The sequence below is a fragment of the Streptomyces sp. NPDC048506 genome (assembly GCF_040651315.1).
Lineage (GTDB): Bacteria > Actinomycetota > Actinomycetes > Streptomycetales > Streptomycetaceae > Streptomyces.
Map to the genome: position 1 here is coordinate 13734 of NZ_JBEZIX010000008.1, position 18495 is coordinate 32228.

At 72.6% G+C, this 18495-nt stretch carries 15 protein-coding genes; 4 read left to right on the forward strand and 11 right to left on the reverse strand.

The features are described from left to right. Nucleotides 1-53: 53 nt before the first annotated feature. Nucleotides 54-680 (forward strand): GntR family transcriptional regulator, encoded by a 627-nt coding sequence (locus AB0C96_RS08100; RefSeq protein WP_362914872.1) that lies wholly within the window; start codon nt 54-56, stop codon nt 678-680. A gap of 78 nt (nt 681-758) precedes the next feature. Here the strand turns inward: AB0C96_RS08100 and AB0C96_RS08105 are convergent, their stop codons facing one another. The 7 genes from AB0C96_RS08105 to AB0C96_RS08135 all read right to left on the reverse strand — a co-directional run bounded on the left by AB0C96_RS08105 (nt 759) and on the right by AB0C96_RS08135 (nt 9090). Next, the gene (locus tag AB0C96_RS08105) at nt 759-1553 is read right to left on the reverse strand and encodes a carbon-nitrogen hydrolase family protein (RefSeq protein ID WP_362914874.1); all 795 of its coding nucleotides are present in this window, start codon (nt 1551-1553) and stop codon (nt 759-761) included. Nucleotides 1554-1736: 183 nt separating this feature from the next. Further along, complete coding sequence (gene aspA, locus AB0C96_RS08110; RefSeq protein WP_362914876.1) at nt 1737-3155, reverse strand: aspartate ammonia-lyase; 1419 nt, start codon at nt 3153-3155, stop codon at nt 1737-1739. Nucleotides 3156-3263: 108 nt separating this feature from the next. Then, nucleotides 3264-4295 carry an asparaginase gene (locus AB0C96_RS08115; RefSeq protein ID WP_362914878.1) on the reverse strand — a complete coding sequence of 344 codons (1032 nt, stop codon included), beginning with the start codon at nt 4293-4295 and terminating at the stop codon, nt 3264-3266. A gap of 2 nt (nt 4296-4297) precedes the next feature. Continuing rightward, a complete protein-coding gene (locus tag AB0C96_RS08120) occupies nt 4298-5758 on the reverse strand; it encodes an amino acid permease (protein WP_362915205.1) in 1461 nt (486 codons plus the stop codon). 71 nt (nt 5759-5829) lie between these two features. After that, on the reverse strand, nt 5830-6567 hold the full coding sequence (locus tag AB0C96_RS08125; RefSeq protein WP_362914880.1) for a FadR/GntR family transcriptional regulator: 738 nt from the start codon (nt 6565-6567) through the stop codon (nt 5830-5832). Between the two features lie 109 nt (nt 6568-6676). Further along, a complete protein-coding gene (locus AB0C96_RS08130; protein WP_362914882.1) occupies nt 6677-7369 on the reverse strand; it encodes a response regulator in 693 nt (230 codons plus the stop codon). Further along, entirely contained in the window at nt 7366-9090 is a 1725-nt protein-coding gene (locus AB0C96_RS08135) for a sensor histidine kinase (protein ID WP_362914884.1), read from the reverse strand. The genes AB0C96_RS08130 and AB0C96_RS08135 overlap by 4 nt, the downstream gene beginning before the upstream one ends. A gap of 229 nt (nt 9091-9319) precedes the next feature. Between AB0C96_RS08135 and AB0C96_RS08140 the strand changes: the two genes are divergently transcribed. The 3 genes from AB0C96_RS08140 to AB0C96_RS08150 are packed head-to-tail and all read left to right on the forward strand — an operon-like array spanning nt 9320 to nt 12083. Then, nucleotides 9320-10135 carry an ABC transporter ATP-binding protein gene (locus tag AB0C96_RS08140; protein ID WP_362914886.1) on the forward strand — a complete coding sequence of 272 codons (816 nt, stop codon included), beginning with the start codon at nt 9320-9322 and terminating at the stop codon, nt 10133-10135. Next, on the forward strand, nt 10125-11000 hold the full coding sequence (locus AB0C96_RS08145; protein ID WP_362914888.1) for an ABC transporter permease: 876 nt from the start codon (nt 10125-10127) through the stop codon (nt 10998-11000). Before AB0C96_RS08140 ends, AB0C96_RS08145 begins: the two co-directional genes overlap by 11 nt. Before the next feature lie 45 nt (nt 11001-11045). Next, complete coding sequence (locus AB0C96_RS08150; protein ID WP_362914889.1) at nt 11046-12083, forward strand: ABC transporter substrate-binding protein; 1038 nt, start codon at nt 11046-11048, stop codon at nt 12081-12083. A 50-nt stretch (nt 12084-12133) separates the two neighbouring features. On the opposite strand, the gene AB0C96_RS08155 is transcribed toward AB0C96_RS08150, so the two are convergent. Genes AB0C96_RS08155 through AB0C96_RS08170 form a run of 4 tightly spaced genes read right to left on the reverse strand, consistent with a single transcriptional unit; the run spans nt 12134 to nt 18494 of the window. Then, nucleotides 12134-13201 (reverse strand): serine protease, encoded by a 1068-nt coding sequence (locus tag AB0C96_RS08155; protein WP_362914891.1) that lies wholly within the window; start codon nt 13199-13201, stop codon nt 12134-12136. Nucleotides 13202-13232: 31 nt separating this feature from the next. Continuing rightward, nucleotides 13233-14369, reverse strand: coding sequence for a trypsin-like peptidase domain-containing protein (locus AB0C96_RS08160; RefSeq protein ID WP_362914893.1), 1137 nt, complete (start codon nt 14367-14369; stop codon nt 13233-13235). Next, the gene (locus AB0C96_RS08165) at nt 14366-17386 is read right to left on the reverse strand and encodes an ATP-binding protein (RefSeq protein WP_362914895.1); all 3021 of its coding nucleotides are present in this window, start codon (nt 17384-17386) and stop codon (nt 14366-14368) included. Before AB0C96_RS08165 ends, AB0C96_RS08160 begins: the two co-directional genes overlap by 4 nt. Then, a complete protein-coding gene (locus tag AB0C96_RS08170; RefSeq protein ID WP_362914897.1) occupies nt 17367-18494 on the reverse strand; it encodes a hypothetical protein in 1128 nt (375 codons plus the stop codon). Before AB0C96_RS08170 ends, AB0C96_RS08165 begins: the two co-directional genes overlap by 20 nt. Nucleotide 18495: the final 1 nt, after the last annotated feature.

Genomic DNA, 18495 nt, shown 5'->3' on the forward strand with positions numbered 1-18495 from the left:
TGTAGCCTTCGCATACGGCGTGTATGCCGTTCATGGTGTGGGGAGTACGGGCGATGCAGTCGGGGCGTGAGAAGGCCTACGCGTATCTCAAGGGCAGCGTGTTGACCGACCCGGAGATGCAGGACCGGTTCCTGTCCGAGCAGGAGATCGCCGACCGGATCGGCGTCTCGCGCACGCCGATCCGGGAAGCCCTGCTGCTGCTCGCCGCCGAGGACCTGGTGCGGCTGGTGCCCAAGCGCGGGGCGCACATCGCCCCGCTGTCCGGCCGGGAGATCCGCGAGCTGATGGAGATGCGCGGGCTGATCGAGCGGTTCGCCGTCGAGCGCACCACGGCCGAGGGCACCGCACCCGTCGAGGCGATGGCCGTCATCCTCGACGAGCAGGTCGCGCTGCGCGACGCGGACGGCGTCGCGGAGTTCCTCGCCGCCGAACACCGCTTCCACGGCACGCTGGTCGGCGCGGTCGGCAGTGCGCTGATGAGCCGTCAGTACGACTCGCTGCGCAGCCGGCAGGCCAGGGCCGGTGCGAGCGCGCTGTACCGCTCGGGCGACCGCCGGGACGAGGTGCTCGCCGCACACCGCCGGATCCTGGACGGCCTTGCCGCCGGGGACACCGCGGCCACCTGCGCGGCCATCGACCACCACATCCGGGCGACCCAGCGTCTCCTCCTGGCCGCATGACCCGGTCGGCCGCCGGTCAGGCGGCCGACCCGGGCCGGTGCCGGGCGGGGCGGTCCCCCGGAGAGGGGGAGACGGCCCCTACAGCCGGCGGTTGTCCAGCACGGCCACCGCACGCCGCACCCGTGCGGTCTCCTCGGCGTCCACCTCGGCGGTCAACAGGCCGGGCTCGCCGCCAAGTTGGGCGCGAACCGTGCCGTCCGGGCCGACCAGTGCGCTGTGCCCGACGCCGGTCGGGGCCTTGGTGCGCTCCTCCGGGTCGGCCGTCGGATCGGGGGCGGCCTGGCCGACGGCCGCCAGCCAGACGGTAGCGTCCAGCGCGCGGGCCCGCACCAGCAGGTCCCACTGGGCGACCTTGCCCGGTCCCGCGCCCCAGGACGCGGGCAGCACGGACACCGTCGCCCCGGCGTCCGCGTGCGCCCGGAAGAGCTCGGGGAACCGCAGGTCGTAACAGGTCGCCAGGCCCACCCGGACGCCCTCGACGTCGATGGTCACCACCCGGCTGCCGGCGGCGACCGTGTCGGACTCCCGGAACCCGAAGGCGTCATAGAGGTGGATCTTGTCGTAGGACTCCTCGACCTCCGGCCCGGTGGCCAGCAGGGTGTTGGCGACCCGCCCGTCGGGTGCCGGGGTGAACATGCCCACCACCACCGTCACACCCGTCTCGCGCGCGACGGCGCGCACCCCCTCGGCCCACGGCCCGTCCAGCGGCTCGGCCACCGGCCCCAGCGGCACCCCGAACCGCACCATGGAGGCCTCGGGGAGGACCGCCAGCCGGGCCCCTTCGTCCGCGGCCCGACGCACATGGTCCTGTACGTTCGCGAGGTTCTCCTCGGGATCGGTCGATGCCGTCATCTGACAGAGCGCGATACGCATCCGGTCTCTCTCCCTCGTGCCTGTGTCCTGCCCGTTCCGGTACCGATTCTCGGGCCGGTCGGTGCCTTCCGGGGCTCATGTGCCGCATACGGCGCACGAGCCCCGGACCATCCTGCCCGCAGGGTGCCGCCGACCGGCCACCGGACGGGCCGTCGAGCCGCGCCCCGGTACGGGAGCCTCGGCTCAGGTCGAGGCGAGGTCGCGGCCGGTGCCGGCGATCTCCTCCGGGCGCAGCAGCGCGGCGAGCCGGTCGGCCGGCAGCAGCCCCTGTTCCAGGACGAGTTCGGCGACCCCCCGGCCGGTCGCCAGGGCCTCCTTGGCGATCGCGGTGGCGGCGGTGTAGCCGATGTGCGGGTTGAGCGCGGTGACCAGGCCGATGGAGTTCTCCACGCTGGCGCGGAGAGTCTCGGTGTTGGCGGTGATACCGGCCACGCAGCGCTCGGCGAGGGTGCGGCAGGCGGCGCCGAGGTGGGTGATGCTCTCCGAGAGCGAGTGCAGGATGACCGGCTCGAAGGCGTTCAGCTGGAGCTGGCCGGCTTCGGCGGCCATGGTGATGGTGACGTCGTTGCCGATGACCTCGAAGGCGACCTGGTTGACGACCTCGGGGATCACCGGGTTCACCTTGCCGGGCATGATGCTCGAACCGGCCTGCACCGGCGGCAGGTTGATCTCCGCCAACCCCGCGCGCGGGCCCGAGGACAGCAGCCGCAGGTCGTTGCAGCTCTTGGAGAGTTTGACGGCGATGCGCTTGAGGACGCCGGAGAGGTGGACGAAGGCCCCGCAGTCCTGGGTGGCCTCGACGAGGTTGGCGGCGGTGACCAGCGGCAGTCCGGTGAGGGCGGCCAGGTGCTCGCGGGCCGCTTCGGCGTACCCCCGGGGGGCGTTGAGGCCGGTGCCGATGGCGGTGGCGCCGAGGTTGATCTCGTGGATGAGCAGCACCGCCTCGGCCAGCCGGCTCTGGTCCTCCTCCAGCATCACCGCGTACGCGGAGAACTCCTGGCCCAGCGTCATCGGCACCGCGTCCTGGAGCTGGGTGCGGCCCATCTTGAGGACGTCGCGGAACTCCTCGGCCTTGGCGGCGAAGGCCTCCCGCAGCACCGTCATCGCGTCGAGCAACTCCCGCACGGCGATGATCGTGGCGACGTTGACGGCGGTCGGGTAGACGTCGTTGGTCGACTGGCTGAGGTTGACGTGCTCGTTGGGGTGCAGGTGGTGGTAGTCGCCCTTGTCGTGGCCCAGGATCTCCAGCGCCCGGTTGGCGATCACCTCGTTGGCGTTCATGTTCGTCGAGGTGCCGGCGCCGCCCTGGATGACGTCGACGACGAACTGGTCGTGCAGCCGGCCGGAGCGGATCTCCCGGCAGGCGGCGGCGATGGCGTCGGCCCGCTGCGGGTCGAGCAGCCCGAGGCCCTCGTTGGCCCGGGCCGCGGCCTCCTTGACGGCGGCGAGCGCATTGATCAGGTGCGGGTAGGCGGCGATGGGCGTGCCGGTGATGGGGAAGTTCTCCGAGGCGCGCAGGGTGTGCACGCCCCAGTAGGCGTCCTCGGGTATGTCGCGGTCGCCGAGCAGGTCGTGTTCGCGGCGGTGGGCGGCGGCAGTCATGGTGCGGGTGGTCCTTCGGGAGGTGGGGCTCGGGCGGTGCCTGAGGGAGGGGCGGTCAGGTGGTCAGGGGCAGTGGGGGAGCGGCCGCGGGTTCCGGGTGGCGCACTGTCAGCTCTCGGCGGGGTGCGGGGCCAGGGCGCCGGCCGCCCGCAGCTCACCGACCGGTGCGCCGCCGCCGATGACCGGTGTGGCGGCGAACGGGGCGAGGACCTCGGGGTCGACCCCGCAGCGGGCCAGCGCCGCCGCGGTCACCGGCATCCGGGCCCGGTCGCCGCCGTCGGCGATCTTCACGCCGACCGCCCGCCCGTCCGGCAGCGCCGCGATCTGCACGCCCTCGAAGCCGTCCTTGGCGAGCAGTCCGGGCACGGCGTGCACCAGCCGGGCGACGTCCCGGCCCGGGCCGGAGACCAGCTCCGGGTGGGTCCGCATGGCGTGCGCGACCCGGCCCTCGGGGGTGTCGGGGGCCGCCGTCGCGAGCCGGGCAGCGGCCCGGGTCAGCCCGTGCAGCGACACCGCGAACAGCGGGGCGCCACAGCCGTCGACGGTGACCCGGGCGATGCCCTGACCGGTGAGGTCCTCGACGGTGGCGGCGAGCTCTCCCTGTAGCGGGTGCCCCGGGTCGAGGTAGGTGTCCAGCGGCCAGCCCCGGGCCCGGGCGGTGAACAGCATGGCGGCGTGCTTCCCCGAGCAGTTCTGGGCGAGCCGGGTGGGCCCGAGGCCGCGCCGGAGCCACTCGTCCCGTTCGGCGGACCCGTACGGCAGGTCGGGGGCGTTGCGCAGCGCGTCCTCGGTCAGTCCGGCGGCGTCCAGGATGCGCCGGGCGGTGGCCAGGTGGCGTTCCGTGCCGGAGTGGCTGGCCGCGACCAGGGCCAGCGCCTCGTCGTCCAGTGGCGGCAGGCCCGCGCGCAGCAGGCCGACCGCCTGGACCGGCTTGAGCGCCGAGCGCGGGTAGCAGGCGGCCTCGATGTCGCCCGCCTGGAACGCCACGCTCCCGTCGGCCGCCAGCACCACGACCGAGCCGTGGTGGACGCCCTCGACGATGCCTCCGCGCCGCACGTGGGCGACGGGAACGTGGGCCGGTTCGCGCACCTCGGGCGGTGCCTTCGGTGCGCGGCGCGACAGGGTGGAGCTCTGGCTCATGATCAGTTCTCGGTGCTTTCGGTGTTCTCGGGGTGTGTGGTGGGGCCACCGGCGGGACCGGCCGGGACGGCCTCGCGCTCCGCGGCCTCCCGTACGGCGCCGACCCGGCCCCGTACCAGGAACCAGCCGCCGACCAGCGCGGCCACGATCAGCGGCAGGCACAGCACGGTCGTCCGGCCGGCGCCGCCGTCGCCCCACATCAGGACCAGTACCAGGGCGAGGAAGACCAGCGTCACGATCTCGGTCCAGGGCGAGCCCGGGAGCCGGTAGCCGGGACGGACGAGCTGCCCGGCCTGCGCCTTCCGCCAGAAGAGCAGATGACAGATCATGATCATCGCCCAGGTGCTGAGGATGCCGATCGCCGCGAAGTTCAGCACGATCTCGAACGCCTGGCTCGGCACGACGTAGTTGAGGCCCACGCCCAGTACGCAGACGCCCGAGGTGAGCAGGATGCCGCCGTACGGGACCTGGTTGCGGCTCATCACGCCGGTGAACCGCGGTGCGGAACCCGACATCGCCATCGAGCGCAGGATGCGCCCGGTGGAGTAGAGGCCGGAGTTGAGGCTGGACATCGCGGCCGTGAGCACGACGAGGTTCATCACCCCGCCCGCGGCCGGCACCCCGACCCGGGACAGCACCGTGACGAACGGGCTCTCGCCCGCCGTGTAGGAGCTCCAGGGCAGCAGCATCGACAGCAGGACCACCGAGCCGACGTAGAACAGCGCCACCCGCCACATGATCGAGTTGATCGCCCGGGGCATGATCTTCTCCGGCTCCGCGGTCTCGCCCGCGGTCACGCCGACCAGCTCGACCGAGGCGTAGGCGAACACCACGCCCTGGATGACCAGCAGCATCGCCAGCGTCCCGGCCGGGAAGACCCCGCCGTGGTCGGCGACCAGCGCCGGGCCGGGGGAGTGGCCGCCGACCGGGTGCTGGGTGACCAGCAGGAAGATCCCGATCAGCATGAAGACGACCAGCGCGCCGACCTTGACGATCGCGAACCAGAACTCCAGCTCACCGAAGATCTTCACCGAGATCAGGTTCACGGTCAGCACGACCGCGAGCGCGATCAGCGCGATCACCCACTGGGGGATGTCGGAGAACATCCCCCAGTAGTGCGTGTAGGTCGCCACCGCGGTGATGTCCGCGATCCCGGTGGTCGCCCAGTTCAGGAAGTACATCCAGCCCGCGACGAACGCCCCCTTCTCGCCGAGGAACTCACGGGCGTACGACACGAACGCCCCGGAGGACGGCCGGTGCAGCACCAGCTCACCCAGGGCACGCACGACGAGGAAGGCGAACACCCCGCAGAGGGCGTACGCCACCGCCAGCGACGGCCCGGCGTCGGCGAGCCGGCCACCGGCGCCCAGGAACAGCCCGGTACCGATCGCCCCGCCGATGGCGATCATGTTGACGTGCCGGGAGGTGAGGGACTTGCTGTAGCCGGCGTCGCCCGCGTCCACATGGCCGCCCGGCCGCTGCCGCGCGGGGTCCTGCTGTGGTTGCCGTTCCGCCTGCCGGAGGGAGTGCTCGCTCACGCTCGTTCCTCGTCTTCCGTGGAGGGGTCCGTGCGGTGGGGAGGCCGCACGATGGTGGTCAGCGTCGTCTCGACGCGCGAGAGGTGGTGCGCCATGGCTTCCGTGGCGTCGTGCTCGGAGCTGTCGACGAGCGCCTCGACGATCGCCCGGTGCTCGCGGTTCGACTGTTCGCGCCGTCCGCCGAGCTCGTTGAGGAACGCCGACTGGCGGGCCAGCGCGTCGCGGATCTCCTCGATGACCCTGCGGAAGACCGGGTTGCGGGCCGCCTGGGCGACGGCGAGGTGGAAGAGGGTGTCCATCGCGACCCAGGCGGTGGTGTCGGTCTCCCGCTCCATCCGCTCCAGCAGATGGGTCAGGTGGTCGAGGTCCTCCGGTGTACGGCGCAGCGCCGCATACCCGGCCACCGGGATCTCCACATGGCGACGGACCTCCAGGAGGTCGCTCGCCGCGTAGTCGCCGAAGGTCGGGTCCGCGACCGCGCCGTCCGAGACGACGAAGGTGCCCTTGCCGGTGCGGGAGACCGTGAGGCCCATCGTCTGGAGGGCCCGCAGCGCCTCCCGGAGCACGGGTCTGCTCACTTCCAGACGGCGGCAGAGCTCCGCCTCCGAGGGGAGCTTGTCCCCGACCGCGTACTCGCCCCGCTCGATGGCACCGCGCAGATGGTTCAGGACCGCTTCCATCGCGCTGATCCGCCGGGGCACATCGCCAGCTGTCTGGCTGTCTGACAGGTTCACCCGGGGATAGTCGGATCCCGCGGGGGGAGCTGTCAAGGGGTTCGACGGTCCCCGCGGAAGTCGAGCATGTGGAAGACCTTGTCGTAGCGGCGCCCCCGAGCGCCGGCGGTCAGTGCGCGACCGCCCACCGGTAGAGGTGCTCGGGGCGGCCGGTGTCGCCGTACTTCAGGGTCAGCGTGATGTGGCCGCTGCGCTCCAGGTGCTTGAGGTACCGCTGGGCCGTGGAGCGGCTGACGCCCGAGCGTGCGGCGACCTCGTGGGCGGACAGTGGCCGGCCGGCCTCGTCCAGCACCCGGCGGATGAGGTCGACGGTGGCCGCCGAGTGGCCCTTGGGGAGCTCGGTGTGCGGGGACTCGGTGGTCCGGAAGGCGCCGAAGATCCGGTCGACCTGGTCCTGGCCGGCCGCGCCGCGGCCGCCCACACCCGCGACGGTACGGCGCAGCGCGGCGTAGCCGTCGAGTTTGGCGCGCAGCCCGGAGAACCCGAACGGCTTGACGAGGTACTGGAGCGCACCGGAGCGCATCGCGTCCTGGATCGTGGCCACGTCGCGGGCGGCGGTGACCATGATGACGTCGGTGCGGTGGCCGAGCTGCCGCAGCCGCCGCACCAGGGCCAGGCCGGTCTCGTCCGGGAGGTAGTGGTCGAGCAGCAGCAGGTCGACGTGGGTGCGCTCCAGGGTGGCCAGCGCCTGGGCGGCGGTGTGCGCACGGCCGGCGACGCGGAAGCCGGGCACCTGGGAGACGTAGGCGGCATTGATCTCGGCGACGTGGAAGTCGTCATCCACGACCAGGACGTCGATCATCGTGGCTCTCCGATCACCGTGGGTCTTCGTTCCTCGTGGCACTCCCGCCACCGCGGCTCCGCGCCGGCCGACGGCAGCGCCCCGCCGCCGTCGGACGCGCCGTCCGGGACGGCGAGCGCCTCGGGCAGGACGACGGTGAACACCGCACCACCGCCGGCCCGCGCGGTCACCCGCGCCATTCCGCCGTAGCGCTCGGCGAGCCGGCGCACCAGCGCCAGTCCGATGCCCCGTCCGCGCGCGGGGGAGCCGCCCGGTGCCCCGGCCGCCCCGGGCGGGGCCTTGGTGGACCAGCCCTCGGCGAAGATCCGCTCGCGCCTGTCGGGCGGCACCCCCGGCCCGCTGTCCGAGACCCGCAGCACGGCCGTGGCCCCTTCGGCCCGCAGCTCCACCTCGACGAAGGGGTCGTCGCCGCGCCGCTCCGCGGTGGCGTCCAGTGCGTTGTCGATGAGGTTGCCCAGGACGGTCACCAGATCGCGCGGGTCCACCACCGCATCGGGCAGCAGCGACGCCGACGACACCCGCAGCGACACCCCCCGCTCCGCGGCGATCGCCGCCTTGCCGACCAGCAGCGCGGACAGCAGCGGATCGTGCACCCGCTCGGCGATCTGCTCCGCCGAGGCCCGGTGGGCGCTGGTGACCTCGGTGACGAACTCCACCGCCTTTCCGTACCGGCCTAGTTCGAGCAGCCCGCGCAGCGTGTGCAGCTGGTTGGCGTGCTCGTGGTCCTGGGCCCGCAGTGCGTCCAACAGCCCCTGGGTGCCGTCCAGTTCCCGGCCGAGCAGCTCCAGCTCGGTGCGGTCCCGCAGCGTCACCACCGCCCCGCCGTCCCGCGTCGGCACCCGGTTGGCGATCAGCACCCGGCCGCCGCAGACGGCCAGCAGATCGTCCCCGGCCACCCGCCCGGCCAGCACGTCCGTGGTCCGGCCCGGCGGCAGGACGTCGTCCAGCGCCCGCCCGGCGGCGCCGGCGCCGAGCCCCAGTAGCCGCCCGGCCTCGTCGTTGACCAGCCGGATCCGGCCCTGCCGGTCGAAGGCCACCACGCCCTCGCGGATGCCGTGCAGCATCGCCTCGCGCTCGTCGAGCAGCGCGGAGATGTCGGCGAACGCGACCCCGTGCGTACGGCGGCGCAGCCTCCGGGAGAGCGCGACCGCGGCCAGCACACCGGCGGCCAGCGCCGCGCCGGCGTACCGCAGCACGGTGGGGATGGTGCCCAGCAGCCGCCCCCGGACGCTGTCGTAGGCGATGCCGACCGAGACCGCGCCGACGATCCGGTCACGGCCGTCACGCAACGGCACCTTGGCGCGGGCCGAACGCCCCAGCGTCCCGGTGTCGATCTGCCGCACCTCCTTCCCGGCGAGGGTGAGGCTGGGGTCGGTGGAGACGTGCCGGCCGATCTCGGCGGGGTTGGTGTGCGACCAGCGCACCCCACGGGTGTCCATCACCACGACGTACAGCGCCCCGGTCGCCCGGCGGATCCGCTCCGCGTCGGCCTGCACCGGCCCGTGGGCGTCCGGCTCGGTGGCGACCAGCTCCCGGGCGATTCCCGGATCCGCGGCGGTGGTCTGGGCGATGGACAGCGCCCGCCGCATCGCCTGGTCGTCCAGCTGGGAGCTGAGCGGGGCGAGGAACAGGCCGGTGGCCAGCACCATCACGCCGGTGGTCAGGGTCAGCTGTGCGGTGAGGACCTGGGCGAAGACGCGTCGGGGCCAGTGGATCCGCATGGGTCTCCCTTGTCCTGGGCCCTTACGCATGTGCGTGGAACCGACGCCGACGTTTGTTACTGCGAGGTGCCCGCACCGTAAGCCCTCCGTGAGCACCTGCCCACCCCCTGGTCATGCGGATGCTGTTCTAGCGTGAGCAAAACGAGCACAACAGGGTTTGCGCGCAGAAAGGCAGCTTGCGCCCACAAGGCTGCCGCGGCGGCCCGGGCCGCTCCTAGCCTCCCGAGCCATGAACAGCCACACCAGCCCCGCGATCGAACTGCGGGGAACGAGCAAGACATTCCGGACACCGTCGGGGGTGCTGCACACCGCCGTCCGGGATCTGGACCTGGTCGTCGAACGCGGCGAGTTCGTCGCCGTGGTCGGCCCCACCGGGTGCGGCAAGTCCACCACCCTCACCTTGGTCAGCGGGCTGGAGGAGCCCACCGAGGGGGAGGTGCTGGTCGCCGGCGAGCCGGTCCGCGGGATCGGCGACAAGGTCGGGTTCGTCTTCCAGCAGGACGCGGTCTTCCCCTGGCGCACCGTGCTGTCCAACGTGATGGCCGGCCCCCGCTTCCGCGGAGTGCCCAAGCCCGAGGCCCGGGAACGGGCGCGGGAGTGGCTCGCCCGGGTCGGGTTGGCCGCCTTCGAGGACCGCTACCCGCACCAGCTCTCCGGTGGTCAGCGCAAGCGGGTCGCGCTCGCCGCGACCTTCGTCAACGACCCCGGGATCCTGCTCATGGACGAGCCGTTCTCCGCGCTCGACGTGCAGACCCGCGCGCTGATGTCGGACGAACTCCTGGAGCTGTGGTCGGGCACCGGCGCCTCGGTCGTCTTCGTCACCCACGACCTGGAGGAGTCGATCGCGCTCGCCGACAAGGTGGTGGTGATGACCGCCGGACCGGCGACCGTCAAGGAGGTCTTCGAGATCGACCTGCCGCGGCCCCGCAAGGTCGAGTCGGTACGGCTGGAACCGCGGTTCATCGAGATCTACCGGGAGATCTGGTCCTCGCTCGGCGAAGAGGTCCGGATCACCCGCGAGAGGGGTGCCGCACATGTCGCCTGAGACCGTCCCCGCCCCCGTCGCGCTCGCCAAGTCCGGCCCCGGCGCCGACCGTTCACAGGAACGGGCGCGGGCCGCCCGGAAGCACCGGCTCCTGGTCCACGGCACCCGGGCGCTGCTGCTGGTCGGCCTGATCGGCCTGTGGGAGTGGCTCGCGCGGGCCGCCGTCATCGACCCGTTCAACTTCTCGATGCCGTCGAGGATCTGGGACCAGATGACCCAGTGGGCGCTGCACGGCACCCCGCAGGGCTCGCTGTGGGAGCAGATCTGGTACACGCTCTACGAAGCGCTGCTCGGCTGGGTCATCGGTGTCATCGGCGGTGTGGTGCTGGGCATCGCGCTCGGCCGGGTCCGCTTCCTGGCCGAAGTGCTCGGCCCGTACATCAAGGTGCTCAACGCGCTGCCGCGGATCGTGCTCGCCCCCATCTTCCTGATCTGGTTCGGCCTCGGGCCGGCCTCCAAGGTGGCCTCCGCCGTCGTCCTGGTCTTCTTCCCGGTCTTCTTCAACGCCTTCCAGGGCGCCCGGGAGGTCGACCGCAACCTGGTCGCCAACTCCCGCATCCTCGGCGCCAGCAACCGCCAGGTCACCCTCCAGGTCGTGATCCCCTCCGCCACCTCGTGGATCTTCACCAGCCTGCACGTCAGCTTCGGCTTCGCGCTGATCGGCGCGATCGTCGGCGAGTACATCGGCGCGACCAAGGGCCTCGGCCTGCTGGTCTCGGCGTCCCAGGGCACCTTCAACGCGGCCGGTGTCTACGCCGCCATGGCGATCCTCGCGGTCGTCGCGCTGCTCGCCGAAGGGCTGCTCGCCTTCCTCGAAAAGCGGCTCTTCCGCTGGAAGCCGGCCGACGCCTCGACCGGCCGCTGAACCCCACCCCCCCCGCACGCCCGTCAACCCACCAAGGACATCACCATGCGCCCACACCGCAAGCTGTCGGCCGCCGCGGCCGCCACGCTGCTCGCCCTGACCACCCTCACCGCCTGTGGCGGAGGCGGCTCCGCGGCCTCCACCGCCGACGATCAGAACGGCAAGATCAAGATCATGGTGGGCGGCCTCGACAAGGTCATCTACCTGCCCGCCAGACTCACCCAGCAGCTCGGCTACTTCGAGGACGAGGGCCTGCACGTCACCCTGCTCACCGAACCGGCCGGTGTGCAGGCCACCACCTCGCTGGTCTCCGGCGACGTCCAGGGCGTCGTCGGCTTCTACGACCACACCCTCGACCTCCAGGTCAAGGGCAAGCAGGTGGAGTCGGTGGTGCAGTTCGCCCACGCCCCCGGCGAGGTCGAGGTGGTCTCCAACAAGGCGGCCGGCGAGCTGACCTCGGCGAAGGACTTCAAGGGCAAGAAGCTCGGCGTCACCGGCCTCGGCTCGTCCACCGACTTCCTGACCAAGTACCTCGCGGTCAAGAACGGGGTGCAGACCAACGAGTTCACCCCGGTGGCGGTCGGCGCCGGCCAGACCTTCCTCTCCGCCCTCCAACAGGGCTCCATCCAGGGCGGGATGACCACCGACCCGACGGTTGCGCAGATCGTGGACAAGAAACTGGGCAAGGTCCTCATCGACATGCGCACGCCCGAGGGCTCGAAGCAGGCGCTCGGCGGCCCCTACCCGTCCTCCAGCCTCTACATGAACACCGACTGGGTGAACAGCCACAAGGACACCGTCCAGAAGCTGGCCAACGCCTTCGTGAAGACCCTCAAGTGGATGTCCACCCACACGCCGGAGCAGATCGCCGCGAAGATGCCCGCCGACTACGCGCAGGGCGGCAAGGCGCTCTACGCCCAGGCGATCAAGGACACCCTGCCGATGTTCACCAAGGACGGGGTGATGCCGGCCGACGGCCCGGAGACCGTCGAGCGCGTCCTGAAGGCCTTCAACCCCAACTTGAAGAACGCGTCCGTGGACCTGAAGAAGACCTACACCACCGCGTTCGTCAAGAAGGGCTGAGCCGCTCCGGGCCGACCGCCGGGCGGGCCCGCGCCGGCCCGGGGGTTCCCCTAGACGAAGTTGATCTCGGCCCGGCCCAGCAGCGGGTCGTCGACCAACTGCCACAGCGGTACGGCGAAGTTGCCGGACCCGTACCGGCCGCCGAAGTGCAGACCCAGCACCCGGTGGTCGGTGAGGTCGATGACCGGTGAGCCGCTGTTGCCGCCCAGCGTGGAACAGTCGTGCCTGATGACGTTCTGGCCCGGCACCAGCTCCGTAGTGGTGCCGGGCTGGAGCCGTTTGACGTTGTAGACGTCCATGAAGATCCGGCGCATCGACTCCGGCTCGTTGCGCCGGCCGTCGTACGCCGGATAGCCGACGCAGTACACCGGGCGACCGGGGAGGTCGGCCGGGGCGTCCGCGGCCACCGCCAGCGGGGTGGGCAACGCCCCGCCACCGGCCGGCGGTGCGACCCGCAGCAGGGCCAGGTCGACGTCCTCGTGGATGCCCAGCACCTCGACGACGTCGTAGGAGGGGCCGCTGCCTCCCGGAACGGTGTCGCCGTACTCCTCGCCCGTGTCGACGTTCGCGGTGATGCCCTGCTGGAAGGTCCAGCCGGCGCCGTCGCCGCGGGCGAACTCCGCCGCCACATGACGGTTCGTCAGCACCACGTCGGGGCCGACCAGGAACGCCGTGCCGAGCCAGTCCAGGCTGAGGTGCCCGGTGAGCTCGACCCGGCCGACCCGGGCGAACGACTCCCGGATCGCCGTCCGATGGCCCTCCAGGACCGCCCAGTCGCCCTGCTGCGGTGCGAAGTCGTGGTTCTGCACCAGGATCGCCGGCCGGCCTTCGAGCAGCACGATGGCTTCCATGCCGAAGGACTCGTCGTCGCCGATCTCGTCCGCGCGGCCCTCGGCGAGCTTCTCCAGGCCACTGACGCCCGCCGACAGCACACGGGTCCGCTCCTGCTGGGCGAACTGCGCGATCTGCCCGGCCGGCAGCTCGTCCGCCGGGAGCTCCTCCAGGGACTCCGGGATCTCCCAGGACAGCCCGTCGCGGACCCGCGCCGCCACCGCGCGGAGGTCGGAGAAGACCTCCTCGGGACCGGCCGCGACCGGTGATCTGCGCCCTCTGTGCATCTCGCCCTCCTCCAACCGCCGTCGCCCTGTGCTACGGCGTCGCCTGTGCGTTCTGGATCTCGGCATGGACCCCCGGACTGCTGGTCTCCAGATGGCGCAGCACACTGCGCATCTGGGTACCGACGTTCACGAAGGCGGTGGTCCTGCCCTGGAACAGCACGTTCTCCACGCGCCGGGTGCCGCGGTGGAGCGCCACCACCTTCCAGTCGTCGGTGAAGACCGGTGAGCCCGACGACCCGCCGCGGGTGTCGGTGAAGTACCGCACGTCGTGCTCGTCCGCCTCGTAGACGAGGTTGTTGCGCAGCGCCACCCGCTTCGGCTGGCCACCCGGGTGCTGGATGATGTTGACGGCCACGTAGTCGCCGCGGGCCACCGCCAGCGGCCGCTCCGCCAGCTTCAGAGCCGGCCGGGCCGGCGGATCGGTCAGCCGCAGCACCGCGTAGTCGAGTGCGGCGTCCGAGGCGACGAGCTCGGTGACGGTGGCGTCCTCCGTCGCCGTCTCGTCCAGGTCGCCTTCGGTGTCGAAGTCGAACCGGGCGGTGCTGCGCCGTGCTTGGAGCCGTAGGTCCTCGGGGTCGGCCACCGGACGCCCCGCGCCGGTCCCGGACCGGGCGTTGACCACGTGGTGATTGGTGATCAGCAGGTCCGGGGCGATCAGCCAGCCGGTGCCGGAGTGCGGGAAGCCGTTGGGCTGCAACGGCGCGCCGCCCTGGTACGGCGGCACCTTGATCCGGGCCACCGCCGCGCCGGCCAGCGCACCGCCCTGGAGGAACCCGATCGGGACGGTGTCGTCCCGGTGGACGATCTCCTCCTTGATCTCCGCGGCCATCCCGGCCGGCACGTCCGGCTCACCGCCCGCCTGACGCGCCACATCGTCCAGGGCCCGCTGGAAGACGGTGAGCGGATCGGCCTCGGTGGTCTCGGCGACGGCGTTGCGCAGCCAGATCTCCAGCGGCACCGAGCCGTCCACCAGCCGCTCCACCCGGTTCATCTCGTTGAGGTCCGAGTGCACCTGGCGCCCCGGCGCCGGGTTCAGCGGCAGCGTGCTGCGGTAGCGGGGCATGATCCCGTCGAGCAGCAGCGGCCGTACCGCGGGGTCGGCGAGTCCGGTCTCCACCGCGGCGTCCACGACCCGGCGGATCTCCTCCGGCGCGAGGTAGTTGGTCATCGGTCACCAGGCCCTTGCGGGCCGCTCCTCTCTCCTGGCCAGGAGCCCTCGTCGGACGCGCCGCCGCCCACCGGCGTCGCGGTACGCCCTCCGGAGCCGACCCCCATCGCGGCGGCCACCCCCGCGACGATCTCCCCGCTCTTGTCGGGTACCGCCAGCAGCCGGCGGGCGAGCGCGTCGAGGGTGCCGCGGTCGCGGGCCAGCCGCAGGATCCCCGCGATGCTGGTGGGCGCGCCGCCGGCCGGCGGCCGGGCCGGACCCACCGCCTCGTCGAGGATCCCCATCACCGCGCCCAGCAGCGCCGGTTGCCGGCGGGTGGCCCGGCGCATCGCGCTGCCCAGCGCGTCCAGCGTCTCGTCGTCGGCCGGCAGGCCCACCACCTCCAGCGCGTGGTCGAGCGCCCCGGGCGCCCGGTCGTAGATCTGCGAGGCGACCGCCCGCACCAGCACCGGCTGGTCCGCGAGCACCGCATCGGGCAACCGCTCCAGCCGTTCGGCGAGTTGGCGGTCCGCCTCGGCGTCCGTGCCCTCGCCCCCCGGGGGCAGCTGGGCCCGGGCCAGCAGTGCGCCCATCGCCTCCAGGTCCTGTCCGAGGCCGACCGCGACGTCCTCCGCCATCCGCAGCTCGCGGTCGGCGCCCGCCAGGTCGCCGGCCTCCACCGCGAGCCGGGCGGAGAGCAACAGCAGCTCCAGCCGGCGCTCCCCGCACCCCGCGCGCTCCGCGGGCGCGATGGCGTCCGACACCGCCCGGCGGGCCTCGGCGCCCCGCCCCAGCCGGTTCAGCGTCTCGGCGAACAGGGCGTGCAGGGGGCTGCACGGCGTCCAGGGCCGGCGTCTGCCGATCCGCTCCAACGCCGCCTCCGCATAGCCCTGCGCGAGCAGGTCCTCGACCTCGCGGGCCGCGATCCGCTCCCAGTCCTCCTGGTCGGCGCCCGCCGCCACCCGGTCCGGGGCGCCCCCGCCCAGCCGGGCCGTCAACAGCCCCGCGGCCCTGGGCGTCATGTCCTGCTGCGCCCCGGCCACGAAGCGTTCGACGCCGGGCAGCCAGCGCTCCTCCACCGAACGCGGGTCCTCGTCCAGCCGCAGCCGGTGGTAGATCTCCTCGGCGCGCGCCTCCAGCCCCTCGCACGCGGCGTAGTAGTCGACCGCGCGCCGTTCGACGGCCCGCATCACCTGGGTACGGTCGCCACCGGGCAGCCGCAGCATGATGGCGCGGACGTCGCTGCGGTAGCGCACCGCGTCCGTCCGGGCGGGCTCGACCATGTCGAGGCGGCTCAGCTCGGCGAACAGCGCACGGGCCTGGTCCATGGTCGTCACCCGCAGCCCGCAGGGCTCGGCGAGCACGTCCTTGATGATCTCCGGCGTGATGACCCGCAGCGCCAGGCCCGGGTAGGCCAGGCGGCGGACGTCCTCGTCGGCGATGTGGTTCAGGATCCGGTCGTAGAGGATGCCCTGCACCAGCAGCTGGTCGACCCGGCGGAAGACCTCGCGGCGGCGCTCGGGCAGGGAGCGGATCAGCTCGCCGGTCGTCTCCTCGGCCGTCCCGGCGAGGGTGGCGGCCCGGGCGGCCAGCTTCAGACTGAGCGGATGGCCGCCGACCCGGTCGGCCAGCGCCCGGGCCACCTCCGGGTCCTCGACCCCGCACGACATCAGGACGTTGACGGCCGCCTCGGTGTCGAGTTCGCCGAGTTCGATGTCGAGCGGCGTCGTGGTTTTCGCGGGGTGGTCGACCGGCGCCCGCCCGGAGGCGATCCACCGCAGCCGCGGATAGACGCTCTGTAACGACAGGAACATCGCCCAGGTCCGGCCGATGACCGGTGAGCCGCGGTACTGCGCCGCCTCGAACGAGTCGACGGCCAGCACGAACGGCGGGTCCGGCTGGTCCTCGGCGGTCTTGCGGTCGGCGACCGCCCGCACCAGGACGTCGGCGACCCGTCGGATCAGATCGGTCTCCCGCCCGGTGGCCAGCAGTTGGAACTCCTGCGACGAGCGACGTCCCAACACGGCCCGGGTGGTGGCGAGTTCGTGCAGCTGGGTGACCCGGTCCTGCCCCTCCCGCTGGCTGCGGGCGGTCTGCTGGCACTCCTCCGCCAGCGCGTCCAGCTCGGCGCGGTGGTCCGGGTACTGGATACCGAGCTGCCGGGCGGCCTCGGCGATCAGGGTGACCGGCTCCCGGATGGAGAGGGTGGGCCGCTCGAAGTCGATGTACACGAACGGGAAGCCGTCGCCGGAGGCGCGGGCTCCGTCGAGCAGGAACTTGGCGAGCAGGGTGCTCTTGCCCATCCCGCCGGGGCCGTGCACGATCAGCGGCGGCATCGGCGCCGGGGGGACGGCCGGCCGCTGTCCGGGCCCCGCGGCGCCGACCGGCAGGCCGACGTAGCGCCGCAGCTCCTCCAGTTCGCGGGTACGCCCCTGGAACGGCTGTTGGACGAGCCGCTCCAGCGGCTCCAGCAACCGGGCTCGCTCCAGGGCGCGTTGCAGCTCGGTGGGGTCCGGCAGCTCGGCCACCCCGGGCACCTGGGACAGCCACAACACCGCCTGTAGCGCGTCGGTCAGTTCGTCGGCGGTCATCCGGTCCGTCGGCTGCGGGTGGCCGAACAGCTGGGCCAGCGCGAAGTGCTCCGGCCCCGCCGCGGCGGACAGCTGGCCGATGTTGCCGGCGAGGACGCGCCGGGCGGCCTCGGGCCCGGCCAGCCCGCGCAGCGTCCGCTCCCGCACATCGGCCTTGAGCGCCCACTCGGCCCGGTCCTGCATCCCCAGGGTCGTACAGTCGTCGACCAGTTCCAGCAGCGCGCGGCCGGTGGCGTGCTGCTCCCCGGGCAGCTTCAGCTGTCGGGGGTCGAAACGCGCCAGCAGACAGGCCGCCTCGCGGTAGGCGCGGCGGAGGTCCGAGACGTCCGCGGTCCTCCCGGCGCCGGTGTGCAGCGCCTCGCGCAGCCGTGCGGTGAACAACTCCCGTAAGTTCACCGGCGGTTCGGCGGCACCCTGGGCGGGCGGGTCAGAGGGACTGGTAGACACGGATGGCCCCCTCCGCTGCCGTGCACACCCTGCGCATATAGCCCTCGCTCTCCGCGCCACCCGTTGCGGAGGCGTGCAGCACCTCTTCGACGGCCACGTCCACCAGCTCCGCGATCGAGGTCTCCCGGAACCCGCCGCTGCCCAGGGACGGCGCGGGCGTCTCGTGGAAGGCCTGGTCGAAGAAGGCCCGCAGATCCTGTGGTTCGGCGGCCCGCGCCGTGTCCCAGCAGATGTTCCCCCGCAGGTCGTAGGGGAGTTGCCGCATCGAGCGGCCGTAGCCGAGGAGCACCAGCCGGGGCGCCTGGTCGCCCCGTACGGCGGCGTGCTCGTAGATGGCCATGGCCAGCTGGCCGATGAAGTCCCACACATCGGAGCTGGGGTCGAGCTTGTCGCACTCGTCGAGGACCAGCCACAGGCGCTCCTCGACGGCGGTCGCCCGGCCGGCCACCCAATGTGCCGCCTCGTCGATCGACGGCAGCAGGTCGTTGAGTTCGGTCGGGTTGAGCGGGGCGGTCCCCGCTCCCGGATCGGCGACGAAGTCGGCCAGCCGGCGCACGACCTTGGCGGCCGTGGACGTCCGCGACAGGGTGACCCGGACCGGGCGGAATCCGCTGTGCTGCCCGATGTGGCGCAGGAAGTTGTAGGTGTAGGACCGTCCGCTGCCCGGTTCGCCGTCGACCAGCAGGACGAACTTGTCGGGGTCCGCGATGAACCGGCGCAGCGTCTCCCGCAGGTCCTGGCGGTCGATGAAGGCCTCGGTGCCGTTCTTCAGGACGCAGGTGCGGAAGGTGTCCTGCGCGGTGTGCGCACGGGCGTCCTCGCGCAGCCGCTCCAGGAACTCCTGCGCCTTCACGATGTCGGGGAGCACGGCCAGCCGGTCGACCCGGGTGAGCGCCTCGACGAGCCGCAGCTGCCGCTGGATGTCCGCACGCGAGGTCCGCACCAGGGCACGGGCGTTGTCCGCGCTGACGTGCGTCAGCGGCAGCCCGCCGATGAAGTCCTGCGGGAAGTCGTACTGGGCGAGCTGGGCGTGCGGATCGGTGGTGTCCAGCAGATAGCTCTGCACCCAGGTGGTGACCAGGTCCCACTCGGTTTCGGTCAAGGGCATG